We start from the raw sequence: 20,649 nt of genomic DNA, 5'->3' as shown, positions 1-20,649 counted from the left end.
TGTCACCGCTTCTCGTTCCAGCCAGGATCGAAGTAGAAGTTGCGGTCGCCGGTCTCGCCGCGGCCAGCGCCTGAAACCACGTAGGCGATCCTGACGATGCGAACGCTGCCGGCGCCTTGCTGCAGCCCATAGATGCCTTCCAGTCCGCGGTCGTAAAATCCCGCCGCCGGAACCGAGAGCGCAACACAGGCGAGCGATGCCTGCCAGGCGAGTTTCACACCATTGGCGCGCAGCGAAATCCTGTTCTCGACGAGGTGCCTGGTGACGATCACAACCACAAGTAGCCCGTAGATCAGCGCATTGAATGCGGCGAACCAGTAGAAGCCGGTGGAATTCGAAGGATGATCCACCAGAAGAACCGGCAACGACGCACCAATCGCAAGCACCACATAAGGAACGATGACGCGCGCCGGCAGAAGGTCCTTGGGGCCGCTGCCCTTGGGAGTAACGCGGAAATCGACGAAGGATTTGGTCAGATAGTCGCGGATCGACGACAGCGTTCCGGCGAGCACCCATGGCCAACGAGCGAAGAACAGGAACAGCGTCCCTTCCCAGCTGAGCGTCTTGGCGGTGATCGGGCGCGAAAGCCCGAACGCCTTCAACATCATCACGAGGACGATGAGGGCAATCGAGTTCGGCGCATAGTAGAACAGGAAGTCGACATACATCACGTTGGCGAAGTTCTGGCCCGAACAGAGCGCGTATATGGGCATGACGTACATCAGAAGCGCAAATGTGGCGAACAATGGATACCACAGCTGGCAAAACAGGAACTGAAATTTCAAGCGCGGCGGCAGCTTGGGAAGGTAGCTGGGCGAGTATTCGAGCAAGATCGTCATCAGGCTCCGCGACCACTGGAATTCCTGCGTGACAAGATCGGCAAAGGTCTGCGGGCCATCGCCATGCGCGATCGCGTCGATGGCATGCACGCCGCGCCATCCGGCCGCATTGATCAGCATCGACGTCGAATGGTCCTCGGCCAGTTCCGGGCCGAGACCACCCGCTTGCCTCAGCGCGACAGTTCGCACGGCATAGTGCGAGCCGATGCAGAGCGGAGCCCCGCCGCCCGTATGGCCGGACTGCAAGGGACCGTGAAACATCCCTTCCGGAAACAGCCTGCCGCGCGCCGACCAGCTCTCGGCGGCATTGTTGTCGCAAATGCTCGGCGCCGAGACATAGCCAACCGCGGGGTCGGCGAAGGGAAACAGGATTTCCCTCAGATAGGTTGGCGTCGGCACGTGGTCGGCATCCAACTGAGCGACGAAATCATAGCGCTCGTAGCCATAATGATCGTAGAAAAATGCCAGGTTCCCCTCTTTGCAGCGCGTCCGGCGCGGCCACACCTTGCGATGATAATCTTCCCGGCCGCGCCGGGTCGAAATCATGACGTTGTGGGCAACGCACCAGGCGATCGTCTCCTCGGATGGATCCTCGTCTGCCAGCCAGGTATCGTGCGGATAATCCTGCACCAGCATCGCTTCGAGCGTGCGTGCGACCACGGCAAAAGGCTCGGACGGCGCCTTGGTAACCACCATCGCGACCCGCGAATGCTCAGGGATTGCGTGAAGCTTCGACGGCTTTTTCGACGCATGCACATTCAGGAGGAAGTACAACGGCATGAGCGTGAGCCATACCAGAATGAGCGTCGCGAATGCGTATGGCCCGACATGCTCGACGTGCTCGGGCTTCAGCCACCAGAACCAGAAGAATCCGAGCGTGACAAACCAGAAGGCCAGGGCCAGTCTCAAGATCCATTGCTGGATGGCCGACAGCACGGGCACCAGAAAAGGGCCCTTCCGCGCAGTGGCGAGAGCCGTCTTAGGTCGCCGTGCCCGCCTGCTTGCATGGTCGACAATGCCTGCCTGAACGGAAGCACTCATACACTTACCCGCCGCCACTTTGGGCTCTCCGCCGACAGATGGCTGAAAGCTCTCAAATCCCGGCGACAGAATCAGTCCGCGCTTAGTTAGAGTCAACTAAATTAAGCGTTCGTTAACCATGATTCTTGCGATCTGGTTAACCTAACACCTTGAATCGGGAGGGGAATAACCGCAACCGACGCAGCCCCCGAGATGTCGAGCCGGCAAAGTTTTCTTGTGTCGGAAGCTGACGAGGTCGAGGCTTTTCGGTCGCGATCAGGCTCGAGAGCAGCGTTAACCATGTTGTGAAAGACAGGGTTAAGCAACCGTTAATTGCGCTTGACTCTCGGTCGCGAGCGGCTCTTAATTTAGCCAGGGATGATATATCGGGATATTGGCGCGAATTTGTGAGTATCGCGGCGAACCTTCTCTCAGTAACTCGTCGATGTCGGCGCCTTGAGAGATAGATAATCGTCTGGTGGGCTCTCTGCGAAGGTTCGCACACCCGCCTATGGTCGCTCAGAAATCCCGCGGATTCCACCAGTATTGCCGATCGGTTGGGTAGTCGTGTCGATCAAGCATCGGCGCGCACGGGCGAGGCTTCAACTTCCGCAGGATGTTGAAGCTATGGGAGTATCAAACATGAAACACACCACAGCAAATGCACTCGCGATCGCGCTTGTGTTGGGCGCAAGCGCCGCGTTCCCCACTGCGGGAGGCGCCGGCTCAGTGGCCACGACCGACCCCGTTCAGACGAGCAGCGCCGCGTCGGCGTTCGGATCCTATGATCCCTACGGTGACTTCAGTGCCGACAAGAGCGCCAGCATCGAAGAGTTGTTCCTGCCCTGGGAAGACGTCGACCTGGCGAGCCTTCCCCTGGCCGACGCCTATGCCCTTCAGCGAAACCGGTCGCTGTTGATCACCATCGAGCCGTGGACCTGGTCGAAGGACTGGCGCATCACCCCGCCCGAACTGCGCAACGGCATATTGAGCGGAAAGTATGACGCCAACATGCAGGCAATCTGCAATCTGGTGGGGGCCATGAAGAGCCCGGTAACCATTCGCTGGGCGCAGGAAATGGAGGACAAGAACGGCCGTTTCACCTGGGCCAACTGGGCTCCCAAGGACTGGATCGCCGCTTACAAGCGCGAGGTCGATATCTGCCGCAAGGCTGCCCCCGCCGCCAAATATATGTGGTCACCCAAGGGCGAAGAAGGTCTGGAAAAATATTACCCCGGCGACGACTATGTCGACGTCATCGGCCTATCGGTGTTCGGCCTGCAGAAGAAGGACAACAACGAGACCGGTCACGACCGGACGTTCGCCGAGGCGCTGAAGCCCGGCTATGACCGCGTAGCGGGCTTCAACAAGCCGGTCGTGGTGGCGGAACTCGGCTATGTCGGGAAGCAGGAATATGTCTCGCAATGGGAAATCGATTCCCGCAAGTCCTATTCGGAATTTCCAGCTCTGACCTCGGTCGTCTACTTCAACCAGAAGGAAGTGTGGCCGTGGCTGGGTGACTATGGACTGCCCGATTGGAGGGTTACCCAGCATATCTTGCCCTAGGGGGTGCTGTACCGGGTGTGGTGCAAAACTGGGCGTGGCGTAAAATAGTGGGGTAGGGTCGTGAAACGAGTGTTGGGGAATTGTATCGGAACGGCGCTTGCCTGTTCCATTGGTGTTTTTGCCTTCCAGCTTCCCGCGGCAGCGGCGACAGCAGCGCAAGTCGCCGAACTGGCCAGCCAAGCGGAGGCGGTGCCCGATGCGGGTATCTACCGGATGTACCAGAACCGTTCGTGGCTCTGGGGTCAAAACGGCGCCGGATTTTTTGCCGTGCAACGCCGCCAATTCAGCGCCTGGACCTCGGACAAAGGCAAACTGGGCTACGGCGACGGCATCTGGTTCCTCCCTGGAGGAGGCAAGCTCTGCTTCCGCGCAAAATGGCATGGAGCAGGCGGTGACTCCGATGCCCTCACCTGTTTCGAGCATCGCCAGGCCGGCAGGGTGGTTTACCAGCGCAAGATTCCGGATGGCGACTGGTACGTTTTCAGGAACTCGGATCGCAACATGGCGGACGAGTTCATGAAAGTAAAATATGGCGACTACGCCACCTGGAAACAAAACCGGATCAAGGCAAAGCCGTAGACAGCGTCATCCGCGACAAGCCGCTGGCCTACGCCTTGCGCTCCCAGCGCCGGTCCGGCGTCTGCTGCCAGTAGGTGACGGCGTGGCCGGCGTCCTTCATCGTCTTCCAGTGCCCCCGGGCCGCCTCGACCTGGGCGGCATCGTGGCCGTCGAACAGGAACACCGCACGCTCGTAGCCGCCAAGCTCGGGCGGCATGGCGCCATCGACCAGGAAGCGGATCTTTGCCTCGTTGGGATTGCCGTCGCCGGTGGTCAACAGGATCGGCTGTTCACCGGGATAGGCCTCACGATCGGTTGCATGGGCGAGAAACGAATCGTCGCGAAAAGTCCAAAGATGCTGGTCGAGCGCATCGCGGCGTTCCTCGGTGCCGGCCTGCACCACGGCGCGCCAGCCACGGTCGATGCTGCGCTCCAGGAGGCCGGGTAGCGCGTCCTCCAGCGTCGATTCGGTCAGGTGGTAGAACAGGACGTCGGCCATCGCCTCAGCCTATACCGGATCAACCCGCTCACTGCTCATAATTGTCTCGCACCAGCCGATCGAGCAGCCTGACGCCGAAACCGGAACCCCAGGACTGGTTGATCTCGTTCGACAGCGAGCCCATCGCCGTGCCGGCAATGTCGAGATGCGCCCACGGGGTCTCCTTGACGAAGCGCTGCAGGAACTGCGCCGCGATGATGGCGCCGCCATAGCGGCCGCCAATGTTCTTCATATCAGCGTTCTTGGAATCGATCAGCTTGTCGTATTCGGCGCCGAGCGGCATGCGCCACAGCCGCTCCTGCGTCGCCTGCCCCGCTGCCGTCAGCCTTTGCGCCAATTCGTCATTGTTGGAAAACAGCCCGGCATAGTGCTGGCCGAGCGCCACCATGATGGCACCGGTCAGCGTCGCCAGATTGACCATGAATTTCGGCTGGAACCGGTCGTTGCAGTACCACAGCGCGTCGGCCAGCACGAGGCGGCCTTCGGCGTCGGTGTTGAGCACCTCGATGGTTTGCCCTGACATCGAAGTGACGATGTCGCCGGGGCGCTGGGCATGGCCGTCGACGGCGTTCTCGACAAGGCCGATGACGCCGACGACATTGGCCTTCGCCTTGCGCGCGGCCAGCGCATGCATGAGGCCGGTGACGGCGGCGGCACCACCCATGTCGCCCTTCATGTCCTCCATGCCGGAGGCCGGCTTCATCGAATTGCCGCCGGTGTCGAACGTGACGCCCTTGCCGACGAACGCAACCGGGCTGTCCTTTGGCTTACCGCCGTTCCACTGCATGATCGCCATGCGGGCGCCGCGCGGCGAGCCCTGCGCGACACCGAGCAGCGAGCCCATGCCGAGCTTCTTCATCTCCTTCTCGGCCAGGATCTCCACCTTGACGCCGAGCGCCTCGAGTTCCTTGGCGCGGGCGGCGAACTCGACGGGCCCAAGCACGTTTGCCGGTTCGTTGACTAGGTCACGCGCCAGAAGCACGCCGTCCATCACTGCTTCGGCGTCCGCGAAGGCCTTCTTCGCAGCGGCCGGAGCGGCGGTGTGGATGGTGACCTTGACCGGCCTTTTCGGCTCGGCCTCGTCCTTGTCCTTCCTGGTCTTGTACTTGTCGAAGGCATAGCTGCGCAGAAGAATGCCTGCAGCGAGGCTTGCCGCCTCCTTGCCGCTCGGCGAGGCGCCGACCATTTCAAGCACCACGGCCACGTCGGTCGCCTTGCGCAGCGACCCGGCAATGGTGCCGCCAAGCTTCAGCCACGCATATTCGTCGAGCCCCGACACCTTGCCGGCGCCGATCGCCACCAGCCTGTCGAGCGACGCTCCTTCGGGCGCCAGAACTTCGACGGTGCTGGCGAACTTGCCGGTGAATTCGGCGACCGGAAAGGCCCGCTCCAATGTCTTGCCCGGATCGCAAGCCTTGGCGGCATCGCTCAGGCCGCCCTCATCCGCCGACAGCACGAAGACCGTGCCATTCTTGGGCGCGGAAAATTTGGCGAAGGCGATCGACGGTCTTTGGCTCATCATGTCCTGCTTTCGAAAAATGCGTAGCTTTTGGGGAAGTGGTTCGAAGCGATGCGCGACATTTGGTCGTTTTCCCGCATTTGGCAAGACTTTGCCAAATTCGCACCCCATATGACCAACGGAATCGATGGTGATTCTTCGCGGCACGGCCCCGCTTTTTGCCGCAACTTGTTGTTAACCATCGATGTTTTCCCTTTCTTATCCATTGCCGCCGACACTCCGACCGCCGGGGCGCGCGCAATGTGGGACGGAACCGGATCGACCATCCATGGAGCCAGTTGTGCAGGCGCCGCCGGACAGCTACCTTGTGCGGTGGCATGATGCCGTTCGAGAAAATCGAGAAAAGCCTTCATGAAGGTCATTGAACGCTACATCATGCGCCGCGCCTTCGTGGTCTTCTTGGCTGCGCTGGTGTGGACACTGGCCATCGTCTGGACCACGCAGGTGCTGGCCAAGATCGACCTGGTCACCGACAGCGGCCAGTCGTCGCTGACCTTCTTCGAGGTGGCCGCTCTCATCCTTCCCTCCATCATCCCGATCGTCGTCCCCTTTGCCGTGGTGGTGGCGGTGGCACAGACACTTAGTGTCATGAATTCGGATTCCGAGCTCGCCGTCGTCAACGCCGCGGGCGCCTCGCGCTGGACGATCGTGCGGCCGATCATGCTTCTGGCACTCGCGGCCAGCGTCTTTTCCTTTGCCGTCGACAATGGCATCGACCCTTATGCACGGCAGAAGAACCGGGCGCTGGTGGCGGCATCGCACGCGGATCTGTTGTCGCTGATCATCCAGGAAGGCACCTTCCGCAAGATCGAGGATGGGCTGTTCCTGCAGATCGGCGAGCGGCTTCCCGACAATCGTCTGGGCGGCATCTTCGTCGCGGATTCGCGCGAAGAAGGGGTCAACCTCGTCTACTACGCCAAGACCGGCAGCATCATCGAACGCGGCGGCGAAAAGGTGCTGATGATGAATGATGGCGTCATCCATCGCAAAACACTGACCGGCGACCTTTCGGTCATCCGCTTCACATCCTACGCCTTCGACATGTCGGCCTTCATGGCGGCCGCCTCGGAGGTGACGCTGCTGCCGAAGGACCAGACGACGCAGTACCTGCTCAATCCAAACCCCAACGACAAGAACTACCAGCAAATCCCGCTTGAATACCGGGCCGAGCTCAACCAGCGGTTTTCGGAATGGACCTATTCCATCGTCTTCGCACTGATCGCGCTCGCGGTCGCCGGGGACGCGCGCTCGCACCGCGAGGCACGCGTCAATCCGCTGATCACGGCGATTTCGGTATCGCTGTTCGTGCGCTGGCTGGGCTTCTTTGCCGCCAGCAAGGCCGATGAGGTCCCGCAATATGCCTACATGGTCTACGGCGTGCCCATCGTGGCTTCGGCGGTGGCGATCTGGTTCATCGTCTCAAATCGGACCTTGGAACTGCCGATAGCCTGGGCGGACTGGATGACCAATTTCGCCACCCGCATCGGTGACAGCTGGAACGCGCTGAAACTGCGCATGTCCGGACGCGGCACTTCAGGGCAAGGGGTCAGCTGATGGGCTGGACGCTGGGCCGATATTTCTTCTTCCGCTACGTGACGATCACCGTCTGGTTCTTCATCGGCCTCCTGGCGCTGGTGTTCCTGATCGATTTCACCGAGCTTTCCGGCCGCACCACCGGCCTGCCCGGCTTCACCTACGGGACGGCGGTGGCCATTTCCGGGCTGCGGATGCCGATGATCATGCTGCAGACGGTCCCGTTTGTCGGCCTCTTCTCGGCGATGGCGACACTGGTGTCGCTCAACCGGCGCTACGAACTGGTCATCGCGCGTTCCGCCGGCGTTTCGGCCTGGCAATTCCTGTTGCCGTGCTGCATCGGAGCGTTGCTGTTCGGCGTCCTGTCAGTCGGCGTCATCAATCCCCTCGCCGCGCACGCCTTTTCCTGGTCCGAGCAGATCGAGACCGAGCTCCGCTCCGGCAAATCGAACACGGTTTCGGCCGATGCCGCACCCTGGATCCGGCAGAAAACCAGCTCCGGGGACACCATCATCGGCGCGCGAGCGATCCTCAACCAAGGCCTCGAGATGGCCGATGTCGTCTTCTTCATTCTCGACCCGCAAGGCAATATCGTCGAGCGCAAGGACGCCGCGCGCGCCTTCCTGCGCGACGGCTATTGGGAATTGCAGGACGTCAGGACGTTCCAGAACGGCACGATCCAGGCAGCGACAAACGATCGCGTGCCGACCAATCTGAAGCCCGAATTCGTGCAGGAGCGGCTGGCGCGCCCCGAAACCATTCCTTTTTATGATCTGCCCGGAAAGATCGAGGTTGCCCGCTCCTTCGGCCTCAAGGCAAATGCCTTTGCCATGCAGTTTGATTCGTTGGTGGCGTTGCCGTTCCTTCTCGTCGCCATGACGCTGATTGCGGCAACGGTTTCAATGCGATTTGCTAGGATGGGACAGTCAGCGACGATGATTCTGGGTGGCATCGTCGCCGGCTTTCTGCTTTATGTCGTTTCGGTTCTGGTGAAGGCATTCGGCGTGGCGGGATTTGTGCCGACTGTCGTAGCCGCCTGGGTCCCGGTCGTGGTGGCTATGTTCTTCGGGGTAACTTTCCTGCTATACAAGGAAGACGGCTAGTGAGGGAGGCGTTTTTGCCCAGCAACAGGCAGGCCGGTTTGGCGCGCCTCTATGCGGCTAGCGCCTTGGCGTGCCTGCTTGCCTGCGCCGTGCCGATGCCCGCGCTTGCGCAGGACGTCAGCGACATGGCGGCCACGGTTCCGTCCGGCTCGCAGATGCTGCTGGCGGCCGATACGCTGGTCTACAACAACGACAACCAGACGGTGACCGCCGTCGGCGGCGTGCAGATCGACTACGGCGGCAATCGCCTTGTCGCCCAGCGGGTCGAATACAACCGCAACACCAAGCGGATGGTCGCGAGCGGCAATGTCGAGGTCGTCAACAGCGACGGCACCAAGATCAATTCGGAACATATCGACATCACCGATGATTTCGCCGACGGCTTCGTCAACGCTTTGCGCGTCGAAACCATCGACAAGGCCTATTTTGCCGCCGAAAGCGCCGAGCGCATGGGCGGCGTGCTGACCACGTTCCACAATGGCGTCTACACCGCCTGCGAACCGTGCGAGGACAAGCCCAACAAGGCGCCGACATGGCGCGTCAAGGCCAGGAAAATCATCTGGAACGGCGAGAAGAAGACGGTTCGCTTCGAGAATGCGAATTTCGAGTTCTTCGGCTTCCCGCTTGCCTACCTGCCCGCGTTTGAGATTGCCGACCCGACAGTGAAGCGCAAGAGCGGCTTCCTGATCCCCAGCATCGTCTACAAGAGCGATCTCGGCGTCGGCGTAAAGGTTCCCTATTATTTCGCCTTGTCACCGACCTACGACCTGACCGTCACCGGCACCGGCTACACCAAGCAAGGCTTCCTCGGTGAGGCCGAGTGGCGCCAGCGCTTCAACAATGGTCAGTACAGTTTGAAGATTGCCGGGATTCAGCAGCGGGATCCTGATGCCTTCCTGGACACGGATGCATTCCCAGCCACTGCTGGCCACAACATCAATTCGGGTGAAGTTGGCGATCCGAACAAATTCCGCGGCATGATGGGCACCCAGGGGCAGTTCGCCATCAATCCGCGCTGGAATTTCGGCTGGGATGTGCTGCTGCAGACCGACAAGAACTTCTCGAACACCTACGGCATCGACAAGTACGGCAGCAGCGTCCATCAGTCGTCGGTCTACCTGACGGGTCTCAACGGCCGCAACTATTTCGACCTGCGCGCCATGCACTTCGAGGTGCAGGAAGATACGCCCAATAGCAATATCTCCGCACGCAGCAATCAGCAGCCCTGGGTGCTGCCGACGCTCGACTACGCCTATATTCCCGACATGTCGGTGGCCGGCGGTCAGTTGTCACTCAATGCCAACGCGCGCGTCATCCGCCGCGACGATCTCGATCAGACCTACTTCACCCCCTACACACCGGCGTCGGGTGTCCAGCGTGTCCGCGGCATCGAAGGCGAATCCGGACGTCTCACCACCGAGGCCGAGTGGAAGCGGTCCTTCGTCACCGATAATGGGCTGGTGCTGACGCCATTGCTCGCGCTGCAGGGCGATGTCGACTACGTCAACGCGTCATCGGCTTCGCTTGCCGCCGTCAACCAGATGGCAACGAATTTGGGCCAGCAGGACGACATGCGCTCTTCGTTTGCTCGTTTCATGGCAACCGCCGGGCTCGAAATGCGTTGGCCGGTGCTGTTTTCGGCTGCCAGTTCGAGCCATGTGGTCGAGCCGATGGCACAGGTCTTCATGCGCCCGAACGAGCAATATGTCGGCGGGCTCGCGGTTCCCAATGAAGACGCCCAAAGCATGGTCTTCGACGCGACCACGTTGTTCGAACGCGACAAGTTTTCCGGCTACGACCGTGTCGAAGGTGGTTCGCGCGCCAATGTCGGCCTGCGCTATTCCGGCTCCTACAACAATGGCTGGGGCACCAATGCCATTTTCGGCCAGTCCTATCAGATAGGCGGCGAGAATTCCTTCGCCGCGCCGGATCTGGTCAATGTCGGCGCCTTTTCGGGCCTCGACAACACCAAGTCGGACTATGTCGGCCTGTTTGGCGTCAACAGCCCCAATGGCTTTGCTGCCTCGGTTAGCGGCCGGTTCGACGAACAGACTTTTGAAATGCGCCGCGGCGAGCTAAAGGCCGCCTATACCGGCCTGCCGGTATCGCTGACCGCCAAATACGCCTTCATCCAGGCACAGCCGCTTTACGGTTTCACGACCGACCGCCACGAAGTCACGCTCGGTGCATCGACGCATCTCGCCGAGAACTGGCGCGTCTTCGGGACCGGAACCTACGATTTGCAGGAAAGCCTGCTGGTCAGGGACGGCGTCGGCTTCGCCTACAACGACTCCTGCTTCACCTATCTGATGACGTACTCGCAGTCGCGCGACCTGAACACCAGGGAGGTGTCGCAGACCATCGGCTTCAACCTGTCGTTCCGTACCCTCGGCGATTTCGGCTCGTCGAGCAGCGCCATCGACTCGATCCAGTAACAGTCGGCGACATCGTTTCGCCGCATAGGGCTGGCACGGATTTCGTGCACCCGGAACGCACGAATTGGGCGGAGCCGGGATAGAATTGGGATGCCAACGATGAGGAAATATCTGTTTTCAGCGGGGTTCGCGCTGCTTTTGGCGGCGACGTCCGTGTCGGTCACCGTGATGACGCCGCCGGCTTTCGCCAGCGAGATCAAATACGTCGTCAACGACGTTCCAGTCACCTCCGGTGACATCGCGCATCGCGCCGCCTTCTTGAAGCTGCAGCGCAAGAAGGGCGATGCCGCCCAGGAAATGATCGACCAGACGCTGCGACTGGCCGAGGCCAAGCGGCTTGGTATCCGCATCAGCGATGCGCAGGTCGAGGCTGCCTACCAGCGCTTTGCCTCGAACAACAAGATGCAGCTAAGCCAACTCGACGGCGTCATGGAGAAATCAGGCGTCACCAAGGGCCACTTCAAGGAATTCATCCGCGCCCAGATGGCCTGGAACCAGGCCTTGAGCGCGCGTTATCGTTCCGGCGATGGCACCGGCGCCGTCAGCGAGCAAGACCTTGTCAGGAAGATGCTCGAAAAAGGCGGCTCCAAGCCGAGCGCTACCGAGTACATGCTGCAGCAGGTCATCTTCGTGGTACCAGCCGCCGAGCGCAGCGCGACGCTGGCCAAGCGCAAGCGTGAGGCCGACGCCATGCGCGCCCGCTTCAACGGCTGCGGCACGACGCATGAGTTCGCCAAGGGCCTGATCGACGTCACCGTTCGTGACTTGGGCCGGGTGCTGGCGCCGCAACTGCCGTCGGACTGGGCCGAGCAGATCAAGGCAACCAAGGTCGGTGGCGCAACCGTCACGCGCGAGACCGAACGCGGCGTCGAATTCATCGGCATCTGCTCGTCGCGCGAAGTCTCGGACGACAAGGTTGCCCAGATGGTGTTCCAGAGCGAAGGCTCAGGCGGTGACAAGAACGCCGATGAGCTCAGCAAGAAATATATCGACGAGTTGAAGGCGAAAGCCCGCATCGTCAAGCGCTGACGTGGGCAGCACAGTGATTGCGCTCGCCTTGAGCGCCGGCGATCCGTCCGGCATCGGGCCGGAGATCGCGATTGCCGCGTTCATGGCGCGCGAGGCTGCCGCCTTGCCTCCCTTCTATCTGCTCGCCGATCCGGCGCTGATCGCCTCCCGGGCCCGCCTCCTCGGCATTTCGTTGCCGGTCGTTGAAACGACACCCGCGCAAGCGGCGCAAGTGTTTGGCCGCGCCCTGCCGATCGTGCCGCTGGCTGCTGGCTGCATCGACAGCCCCGGCCGGCCGGACCCAGCCAATGCGGCCGCCACCATCGAAGCCATCGACCGCGCCGTCGCCGATTGCCTTGCCGGCGACGCCGCCGCCGTCGTCACCTGCCCGATCGCCAAGAAGCCGCTCTACGATGCCGGCTTTGGCTTTCCCGGCCACACCGAATATCTGGCGCATCTGTCGGCCCGACACACCGGCGTCGAGGCGATGCCGGTGATGATGCTCGTCGGCCCCGAGCTGCGCACCGTCCCCGTCACCATCCACATCGCGCTGGCGGAGGTGCCCAAGGCGCTGACCACCGAATTGATCGTCGCGACCGCGCGCATCACCGCTGCCGACCTCATCGGCCGCTTCGGCATCGCCAGGCCGCGGCTGGCCGTTGCCGGGCTCAATCCGCATGCGGGCGAAGGCGGTGCCATGGGCCTCGAGGACGAGCGCATCGTGCGCCCGGCGGTCGACATCCTGCGAGCCGAAGGCATCGACGCTTTCGGCCCCCTGCCCGCCGACACATTGTTCCACGCCCGGGCCCGGGCCGGCTACGACGCGGCCCTGTGCATGTATCACGACCAGGCGCTGATTCCGGCCAAGGCACTGGCCTTCGACGAGGCGGTCAATGTCACGCTCGGCCTGCCCTTTATTCGCACCTCGCCCGACCACGGTACCGCCTTCGACATCGCCGGCAAGGGCGTGGCACGGCCTGATAGCCTGATGGCGGCGCTGAAGCTCGCCAGGCGATTGGCCGACAGCGGCACGAGGGCCGCCGCAGCATGAGCGCTTCCTGCCTGAGCCTACGCGCATGAGCATCGATGGGCTCCCGCCGCTGCGCGAGGTGATCGAGCGTCATGGGCTGCAGGCAAAGAAGGCGCTCGGCCAGAATTTCCTGTTCGACCTCAACCTCACCGGCAAGATCGCCCGCACCGCCGGCGACTTGTCCAATGCAACCGTGATCGAGGTCGGTCCCGGCCCCGGCGGGCTGACCCGCGCATTGCTCGCCAACGGGGCGCGTCACGTCATTGCCATCGAGCGCGACGAACGTTGCCTGGCGGCGCTCGCCGAAATATCGGATCATTATCCCGGCCGGCTGGAGATTGTATCCGGCGATGCGCTGAAGACGGACTTCGCAGCCCTTGCCGATAGGGGAGCCGGCGGCCCAGTCAAGATCATCGCCAACCTGCCGTACAATATCGGCACGGAGCTGCTGGTGCGCTGGTTGACGGTCGGCGAATGGCCGCCCTTCTATGCATCTATGACCCTGATGTTCCAGCGCGAGGTGGCCCAGCGCATCGTCGCCACACCCGGCAGCGATGCCTATGGCAGGCTTGGCGTGCTGGCCGGCTGGCGCACGCAGGCCAGGATCGCCTTCGACGTGCCGCCCCAGGCATTCACGCCGCCGCCCAAGGTCACCTCTTCTGTGGTGCATCTGGAGCCGCGCGCGACGCCCCTGCCCGCCGATGTGAAAAAACTCGGCCGCGTCACCGAAGCCGCCTTCGGCCAACGCCGCAAGATGCTGCGGCAGAGCGTGAAAAGCCTCGGCGGTGAAGCCTTGCTCGAACGCGCCGGCATCGATCCGACACGCCGCGCCGAAACACTCAGCGTCGAGGAATTCGTACGTCTGACCAACACGGTGTAGCTTTCTTCTCCCCGTTCACAGGGAAGGAAGAAGCATCAGCCCGTCTTCTCGTCCAACAGTCCCGAGACGAAATCGAATAGGCCGGGCCGGCGATCGCGCCTTAGCCGCTCGGCGACGACGATGCCGCGCACTTCGGCGAAGGCGCGGTCGAGGTCGTCATTGACGATGACGAAATCATATTCCTTCCAGTGCTCGATCTCGTTGCGGGCGTTTTTCAGCCGCGTCTCGATCACCGCCTCCTGGTCTTCGGCGCGACGCTTCAGCCGCGCTTTCAATTCCTTCATCGACGGCGGCAGGATGAAGATCGAGACGATGTCGGCGCGCATCTTCTCCTTGAGCTGCTGTGCGCCTTGCCAGTCGATGTCGAACAGCATGTCGCGCCCTTCAGCCAGCGCCAGTTCGGCCGGCTCGCGCGGTGTCGCATAGCAATTGCCGTGGACTTCGGCCCATTCCAGCAGGGCGTCGGAATCGCGCAGCCGCTCGAAATCGCGCATTGTCCGGAAATGGTAGTGAACACCTTCGATCTCGCTGCCGCGGCGCGGTCTGGTGGTGACCGAGACCGACAGTTCGAGGCTGGAATCGCTTTCCAGAAGGTTGCGCGCGATCGTCGACTTGCCGGCGCCGGATGGCGACGACAGGACGAGCATCAGGCCCCGGCGGCGAATGCGGGACCCTAAATCCTTGGCAACCATCGGCTACTCCAGATTCTGGATCTGTTCACGAAACTGGTCGACCACGGCCTTCAGTTCCAGCCCGATCGCGGTGACCGTAGCGGCGTTCGACTTCGAGCACAGCGTATTCGATTCGCGGTTAAATTCCTGTGCCAGAAAATCGAGCTTGCGGCCGACCGCGCCGCCACCCTCGAGCAGTGCCCGACCAGATGCGACATGCGTTTTCAGGCGGTCGATCTCTTCGCGAATATCGGCTTTGGTGGCCAGGAAAGCCGCCTCCATGTGCAACCGGCTGGCGTCCAGATTGGCGGACGCGTCCATCAGCAGCCTGACCTGCTCGGCGAGGCGTTCGCGGATCGCCGCCGTCTCGCGCGACGGATCCGCCTCTGCCCGCAACGTCAGCGCCTCGATTGCGTCGATGTGGCCCGCCAGCAGCAGTGCCAGTGCGGCACCTTCACCCTGTCGCGCCTGTTCCAGCCCTTTGAGGGCCACCTCGAGCGCAGCCGTGATCGCGATGTCGAGCGCGGCGCGCACCTCTTCGGTTTCGACAGTCTCGGGAATATCGAGCACGCCGCGCAGCGAAAGCAATCCGTCCGATGTCGCGGGGGCGACACCGAACTGCTCCTGCAACCGCTTGGCGAGCCCCGCAAGGTCCTTCAGGAAGACTTCGTTGACGACGGGCTGCGCCTGCGCGCCGGCGGCACGGCCAATGGTCAGCGTTGCCTGGAAATTACCCCGCGCAAAGCGCTTCTGAAGCGTCTGCCTGACAGCCGGTTCCAGCCGCTCGAAGCCTTGCGGCAATCGCAGCCGCACCTCGACGCTCTTGCCGTTGACGGACTTGACCTCCCAGGCGATCGCGGTGCCTTCATGCTCGGCGACGGCACGTGCAAAACCGGTCATGCTCTGCAAATTCATATCGCCCACAAGTCCCTGGCACATCGCTCCGAAACCGGTTTTCCGGAGGGGAGCACGTGCGGCTTAAGAATGACTGGCCGCAGGCACGTCGAAATCGGACGCGCGGCGCTGCTCCAAATGTCAGGGATGCCGCCTTGTGGCAACGCCCTTCTTCGTCCTACTGGGCAGCGCCCGCATCGCCGCCGCCGCTGTCGTCGCCTCCGTCAACCGGCTTGTCAGCATTGCTGTCAGCCGGCTTGTCGGCATTGCTGTCGCCGGCGCCGGTGGTGGTGGCGCCTTTGGCGGCGTCGTCGGCCTGCTTCTTCTGCAAGGCGCGATAGCGGGCGACGTTCTCATTGTGCTCTTCGAGTGTCGCGGCAAAGACATGCCCGCCGGTACCATCGGCGACGAAGTAAAGATCGTCGGTCTTCGACGGATTGGCCACCGCCTCCAGCGCCGCCCGACCCGGATTGGCGATCGGCGTCGGTGGCAGGCCGTTGATCACATAGGTGTTGTAAGGCGTCTGCTTCTCGATGTCCGACTGGTAGATTGGCCGGTCCGCCGGCTTGCCCTTGCCGCCGAACAGACCGTAGATGATGGTTGGGTCGGATTGCAGGCGCATGCCCTTGGCCAGTCGGTTCAGGAAGACGGCGGCAACTCGTGAACGCTCGTCACCCTTGCCCGTTTCCTTCTCGACGATCGAGGCCAGCGTGACGAACTCTTCGACATTGGCCAGCGGCAAGTCCGGCGCGCGCCGCTGCCAGACATCGTCGACCAGCTTCTTCTGATCCGCCAGCAGCTTGTCGATCATCTGCTGGCGCGTCGCGCCGCGCGTGAAGCGCAGCGTATCGGTGGCGAGGCTGCCTTCGGGAGGAGTGGTCGCCGGCATATCGCCGCTCAAGGCAGGCTCATCGGCGATGCGCTGCAGCGCCTGATCGACAGTCAACCCTTCTGGAACGGTCAGCGAATACATCACGGACTTACCGCTCTTCAAAAGCTCCATGATCTCGCGCATGGAAGCCTTGGGCTTGATCTCGTACTCGCCGGCCTTCAGCGCCGAATCATTGCCGTAGGCGCGCACGCCAAGGCGGAAGATCCGGGCGTCGCTGATCAGTCCGCGGCGTTCGAGCTGGTCGGCAATATCCTGGACGCCGGTGTTCGGCTTGACCAGGAACGTGTCGCCATTGGCCGAGGGGCCAGCTTCAGTGAATTCCTGCTTGCCGAAATAGACCGCGGCGCCGGCCGCCAGAACCATCAGCATCACCGCGGAGATGACGAAGTTCATGAACACGACGACCTGGCTGCGCGAAGCGCGCGAGCGCTTCGGCGGCGGTGTGCCGGCCTCCGGCCGCAAGGCCTCGCTCGCCGTCTTCGGCACGATCGGACCAGATGCCGGACGCTGTCCGAATTCTCCGTTGCCCGCCGGATTTGTGTTCATTTTGCCCTACCGTTTGATCGCTCAACGAATCCCCTGCGGCAGAGTAGGGGCGAATATGGCAAAATTGACGGCATGCCGAAGCATCGCCGGGCAGTTGAACGGTCAGCCATTATAGCGCTGGAAGACGAGCGAAGCGTTGGTGCCGCCAAAGCCGAAGGAATTGGACAGCGCAACGTCGATCTGGCGGGCGCGCGGCTTGTTGGGCACTAGGTCGATCGCGGTCTCGCGCTCCGGGTTGTCGAGGTTGATGGTCGCCGGCGCGACATTGTCGCGAATGGCGAGGATCGAAAAGATCGCTTCGGCAGCACCCGCCGCCCCCAGCAGATGGCCGATCGACGACTTGGTGGACGACATCGAAATCTTAGACGCGGCATTGCCGACAAGCCGCTCGACGGCGCCGAGTTCGATCGTATCGGCCATGGTCGAGGTGCCGTGCGCGTTGATGTAGTCGACATCGGCAGGCGTCAGCTTGGCCCGGTTCAACGCCGCCGTCATGCAGCGGAAGGCGCCGTCGCCGTCTTCGGCAGGCGCGGTGATGTGATGGGCATCACCGGTGAGGCCGTAGCCGGTCACCTCGGCGTAAATCTTGGCGCCGCGCGCCTTGGCATGTTCGAGCTCTTCAAGCACGACGACGCCGGCGCCCTCGCCCATGACGAAGCCGTCGCGGTCGCGGTCATAGGGGCGCGACGCCGTTTGCGGCGCATCGTTGCGATCGGTCGACAGCGCCCGGCACGCGGCGAAGCCGGCGATCGACAGCCGCGTCACCGGCGCTTCGGCGCCACCGGCGACCATCACGTCGGCATCGCCCCACATGATCAGCCGGGCAGCGTCGCCAATGGCGTGCGCACCGGTCGAACAGGCGGTGACGACGGCGTGGTTCGGGCCTTTCAGCCCGTGCCTGATCGAGACCTGCCCGGAAACGAGATTGATGATCTGGCCCGGGATGAAGAACGGGCTGATGCGGCGCGGACCGCGTTCCTTGAGGATCATCGCGTTCTCGGCGATGCCTTCGATGCCGCCTATGCCGGAGCCGATCAGCACGCCGGTGGCACACTGCTCGGCATGGGTTTTTGGCTCCCAGCCGGAATCCTTCAGCGCCTCGTCGGCGGCGGCAATCCCGTACAGGATGAAGTCGCCGATCTTGCGCAATTCCTTCGGCTCGAGCACGGCTTCGGGATTGAAGGTGGCATTGCTGCCATCGCCACGCGGAATGACGTGGGCGATCTTGCAGGCAAGATCCTCCACCTCAAACTCGGTGATGCGTTTGGCTGCGCTGCGGCCGGTCAGAAGTTCCTTCCAGCTGTGCTCGAAGCCCATGCCGAATGGCGACAACAACCCAAGGCCCGTGACGACGACACGCCTCATCGCAGGTCCTCCCCGGTGATGACTGCGGAAAGCGTCAGGCGGATGCCTTGTCGATATACTTCACCGCGTCGCCGACGGTCAGGATGGTCTCGGCCGCATCGTCGGGAATCTCGACGCCGAATTCTTCTTCGAACGCCATGACGAGTTCGACCGTGTCGAGGCTGTCGGCGCCCAGATCATCGATGAAGCTCGCCTGCTCCGTCACTTTGTCGGCATCGACACCAAGGTGCTCGATGACGATCTTTTTGACGCGCTCTGCGGTGTCACTCATTTGGGGCATCCTCGTCTTTTGTTTGTCTGTCTTCGTTAGCGGGCAGAATGCCGCTAATCAAGCTGAAAGATGGTCCTGCCGGAAACGCAACGGCCACGGACCGGTTTTTGCCCGAACCGCCGGGTTGCGGGCCGCATTACACGAAAAATAGCTGAGGTCCAAGCCGAAATGGTCTCTTTTCACAAGCCGGCAACAACTCCGCCGGACCTCGTTCAGATCATCGCCATGCCGCCATTCACATGGATGGTCTGGCCGGTGACGTAGGCGGCTTCGTTGGAGGCGAGATAGGCAACGGCGGATGCGACTTCGGCGCCGGTGCCCATGCGGCGCGTCGGGATCGCCGCCATGATCGCCTCCTTCTGCTTGTCGTTGAGCTTGTCGGTCATCGCCGATTCGATGAAGCCCGGGGCGACGCAGTTGACTGTGATGTTGCGGGTGGCGATCTCCTGCGCCAGCGATTTGGAAAAGCCGATCATGCCGGCCTTGGAGGCGCAATAGTTGGCCTGGCCGGGATTGCCGGTGACGCCGACAACCGAGGTGATGTTGATGATACGGCCGTGACGGCGGCGCATCATTGGATGGGTGAGTTCGCGGGTCAGCCTGAAGACAGCGGTCAGGTTGACCTCGAGCACGGTGTCCCAGTCGGCGTCCGACATGCGCACGAACAGCCCGTCCTTGGTGATGCCGGCATTGTTGACCAGGATGTCGACACCTTCGAGGTCGGCCTCCGCCTTCTGGCCGAGCGCCTTGACCTCATCACGGTTCGACAGGTTGGCCGGGAACAGCTTGACCCGATCGCCAAGCTCGGCGGCCAGCGTCTCCAGTTTCTCGACCCGCGTGCCATGCAGGCCAACGATCGCGCCTTGCGCATGCAGGACCCTGGCGATCGCCTCGCCAATGCCTCCCGATGCGCCGGTGACGAGTGCCTTGCGGCCAGTCAATTCGAACATTTTTGTCTCCTGATTGAGAAGAGAACACCCTTTGCACGGGCAGGGTCAAATGGCACTAGATTAAGCAAGCGTCGCCAGCACCGCCTCGACATCAGCCGCAGAGCCGACCGACGCGGTGGCGATGTCGCGGTTGATACGCCGCGCCAGGCCTGAAAGCACCTTTCCGGCGCCGATCTCGTAAAGCGTGGCGATGCCGTTTGCGCCGAACCATTCCACAGTCTCGCGCCAGCGCACGCGGGCAATCACCTGCTCGACCAGACGCCGCGCGATCTCGTCCGGATCGTTGGTCGGGGTGACGGTGACGTTGGAGACGATGGGAACCACCGGGGCGGCCTTCGCCACGCTGGCCAGAGCCTCGCGCATGATCTCGGCCGCCGGCGTCATCAGCGCGGAGTGGAAAGGCGCCGAAACCTGCAGCATCAGCGCCCGCTTGGCGCCCTTTTCCGTGCAAAGTTTCGCCGCCAGCTCCACTGCGCCCTTTGTGCCTGAAATGACCAGTTGGCCGCCGCCATTGTCGTTCGCCACCTGGCAGACAGAGCCTGCCCCTTGGGCAGCCTCGGCGCAGGCAGCTTCTACATCCGCCTGTTCCAGCCCGATGATTGCCGCCATGGCGCCCTCGCCGGCCGGCACCGCTGCCTGCATGGCATTGCCCCGGATGCGCAGCAGCCTGGCGGCATCGGCAACCGAAACGAAGCCGGCGGCCGCGAGCGCCGAATATTCGCCCAGCGAATGGCCGGCGACATAGGCGACCTTGTCCTTCAGCGAGAAGCCGCGCGATTCCAGCGCCCTGATCGCGGCCAGCGACACCGCCATCAGCGCCGGCTGCGCATTGGCGGTGAGCGTCAACGTCTCCTCTGGCCCTTCCCAGATCAGCTTCGACAGGTTTTCGCCAAGTGCGTCGTCGACCTCCTGGAAGATCCTGCGCGCCTCGGGAAAGGCATCGGCGAGATCCTTGCCCATGCCGACAGCCTGGCTGCCTTGTCCAGGAAAGGTGAATGCAACGGCCATGCGAGGGCTCCCAAGGGCTGGTTTTGCTTGCCTGATAGTCGGGTTTTTCTTGCCTGTGACGC

At 62.5% G+C, this 20,649-nt stretch carries 19 protein-coding genes; 8 read left to right on the top strand and 11 right to left on the bottom strand.

Translation table 11 applies throughout. From position 1 onward, the window contains the following. Positions 1 to 2 precede the first annotated feature (2 nt). Positions 3 to 1,880, bottom strand: coding sequence for a glycosyltransferase family 2 protein (locus AC0ZT5_RS22170; RefSeq protein WP_488498170.1), 1,878 nt, complete (start codon positions 1,878 to 1,880; stop codon positions 3 to 5). Positions 1,881 to 2,501: 621 nt separating this feature from the next. Here AC0ZT5_RS22170 and AC0ZT5_RS22165 point away from each other — a divergent pair. Continuing rightward, positions 2,502 to 3,425 carry a glycoside hydrolase family 26 protein gene (locus AC0ZT5_RS22165; protein ID WP_488498169.1) on the top strand — a complete coding sequence of 308 codons (924 nt, stop codon included), beginning with the start codon at positions 2,502 to 2,504 and terminating at the stop codon, positions 3,423 to 3,425. A gap of 60 nt (positions 3,426 to 3,485) precedes the next feature. After that, positions 3,486 to 4,004 carry a DUF995 domain-containing protein gene (locus tag AC0ZT5_RS22160; RefSeq protein ID WP_488498168.1) on the top strand — a complete coding sequence of 173 codons (519 nt, stop codon included), beginning with the start codon at positions 3,486 to 3,488 and terminating at the stop codon, positions 4,002 to 4,004. Between the two features lie 28 nt (positions 4,005 to 4,032). Here the strand turns inward: AC0ZT5_RS22160 and AC0ZT5_RS22155 are convergent, their stop codons facing one another. Genes AC0ZT5_RS22155 through AC0ZT5_RS22145 form a run of 3 tightly spaced genes read right to left on the bottom strand, consistent with a single transcriptional unit; the run spans position 4,033 to position 6,363 of the window. Beyond that, on the bottom strand, positions 4,033 to 4,482 hold the full coding sequence (locus tag AC0ZT5_RS22155) for a DNA polymerase III subunit chi (protein ID WP_488498167.1): 450 nt from the start codon (positions 4,480 to 4,482) through the stop codon (positions 4,033 to 4,035). A 28-nt stretch (positions 4,483 to 4,510) separates the two neighbouring features. Continuing rightward, positions 4,511 to 6,001 (bottom strand): leucyl aminopeptidase, encoded by a 1,491-nt coding sequence (locus tag AC0ZT5_RS22150; RefSeq protein ID WP_488498166.1) that lies wholly within the window; start codon positions 5,999 to 6,001, stop codon positions 4,511 to 4,513. After that, a complete protein-coding gene (locus AC0ZT5_RS22145; protein ID WP_477287261.1) occupies positions 6,001 to 6,363 on the bottom strand; it encodes a hypothetical protein in 363 nt (120 codons plus the stop codon). Before AC0ZT5_RS22145 ends, AC0ZT5_RS22150 begins: the two co-directional genes overlap by 1 nt. Here AC0ZT5_RS22145 and lptF point away from each other — a divergent pair. The 6 genes from lptF (at position 6,353) to rsmA (ending at position 13,990) form a co-directional block, all read left to right on the top strand. Continuing rightward, entirely contained in the window at positions 6,353 to 7,555 is a 1,203-nt protein-coding gene (lptF, locus tag AC0ZT5_RS22140; RefSeq protein ID WP_488498165.1) for an LPS export ABC transporter permease LptF, read from the top strand. The genes AC0ZT5_RS22145 and lptF overlap by 11 nt on opposite strands. After that, positions 7,552 to 8,637, top strand: a complete 1,086-nt coding sequence (gene lptG, locus AC0ZT5_RS22135) for an LPS export ABC transporter permease LptG (protein ID WP_477287417.1) — start codon at positions 7,552 to 7,554, stop codon at positions 8,635 to 8,637. Before lptF ends, lptG begins: the two co-directional genes overlap by 4 nt. Then, positions 8,637 to 11,072: an LPS-assembly protein LptD gene (locus tag AC0ZT5_RS22130; RefSeq protein ID WP_488498164.1), complete on the top strand. Its 2,436-nt coding sequence runs from the start codon at positions 8,637 to 8,639 to the stop codon at positions 11,070 to 11,072. Before lptG ends, AC0ZT5_RS22130 begins: the two co-directional genes overlap by 1 nt. A gap of 90 nt (positions 11,073 to 11,162) precedes the next feature. Further along, on the top strand, positions 11,163 to 12,101 hold the full coding sequence (locus tag AC0ZT5_RS22125) for a SurA N-terminal domain-containing protein (protein ID WP_488498163.1): 939 nt from the start codon (positions 11,163 to 11,165) through the stop codon (positions 12,099 to 12,101). A gap of 1 nt (position 12,102) precedes the next feature. After that, a complete protein-coding gene (gene pdxA / locus AC0ZT5_RS22120) occupies positions 12,103 to 13,131 on the top strand; it encodes a 4-hydroxythreonine-4-phosphate dehydrogenase PdxA (RefSeq protein WP_488498162.1) in 1,029 nt (342 codons plus the stop codon). Between the two features lie 25 nt (positions 13,132 to 13,156). Beyond that, a complete protein-coding gene (rsmA, locus tag AC0ZT5_RS22115; protein ID WP_488498161.1) occupies positions 13,157 to 13,990 on the top strand; it encodes a 16S rRNA (adenine(1518)-N(6)/adenine(1519)-N(6))-dimethyltransferase RsmA in 834 nt (277 codons plus the stop codon). Positions 13,991 to 14,025: 35 nt separating this feature from the next. Here the strand turns inward: rsmA and gmk are convergent, their stop codons facing one another. The 7 genes from gmk to fabD all read right to left on the bottom strand — a co-directional run bounded on the left by gmk (position 14,026) and on the right by fabD (position 20,587). Continuing rightward, complete coding sequence (gmk, locus tag AC0ZT5_RS22110; protein ID WP_095086392.1) at positions 14,026 to 14,682, bottom strand: guanylate kinase; 657 nt, start codon at positions 14,680 to 14,682, stop codon at positions 14,026 to 14,028. A gap of 3 nt (positions 14,683 to 14,685) precedes the next feature. Then, positions 14,686 to 15,576, bottom strand: coding sequence for a YicC/YloC family endoribonuclease (locus AC0ZT5_RS22105; RefSeq protein ID WP_457151711.1), 891 nt, complete (start codon positions 15,574 to 15,576; stop codon positions 14,686 to 14,688). 157 nt (positions 15,577 to 15,733) lie between these two features. Next, on the bottom strand, positions 15,734 to 16,993 hold the full coding sequence (gene mltG / locus AC0ZT5_RS22100) for an endolytic transglycosylase MltG (RefSeq protein ID WP_488498160.1): 1,260 nt from the start codon (positions 16,991 to 16,993) through the stop codon (positions 15,734 to 15,736). A 102-nt stretch (positions 16,994 to 17,095) separates the two neighbouring features. Next, positions 17,096 to 18,358, bottom strand: a complete 1,263-nt coding sequence (gene fabF, locus AC0ZT5_RS22095) for a beta-ketoacyl-ACP synthase II (RefSeq protein WP_095086397.1) — start codon at positions 18,356 to 18,358, stop codon at positions 17,096 to 17,098. A gap of 34 nt (positions 18,359 to 18,392) precedes the next feature. Beyond that, positions 18,393 to 18,629, bottom strand: a complete 237-nt coding sequence (locus AC0ZT5_RS22090) for an acyl carrier protein (protein WP_006203723.1) — start codon at positions 18,627 to 18,629, stop codon at positions 18,393 to 18,395. Between the two features lie 212 nt (positions 18,630 to 18,841). Continuing rightward, positions 18,842 to 19,579: a 3-oxoacyl-[acyl-carrier-protein] reductase gene (gene fabG, locus AC0ZT5_RS22085; RefSeq protein ID WP_095086399.1), complete on the bottom strand. Its 738-nt coding sequence runs from the start codon at positions 19,577 to 19,579 to the stop codon at positions 18,842 to 18,844. Between the two features lie 60 nt (positions 19,580 to 19,639). Continuing rightward, positions 19,640 to 20,587, bottom strand: a complete 948-nt coding sequence (fabD, locus tag AC0ZT5_RS22080; protein ID WP_488498159.1) for an ACP S-malonyltransferase — start codon at positions 20,585 to 20,587, stop codon at positions 19,640 to 19,642. Between the last annotated feature and the right edge of the window lie 62 nt (positions 20,588 to 20,649).

This window comes from Mesorhizobium sp. CNPSo 4670 (assembly GCF_057784235.1).
Note: the sequence above shows the minus strand (reverse complement) of the source record. Positions and strands in the feature narration are given on the sequence as shown.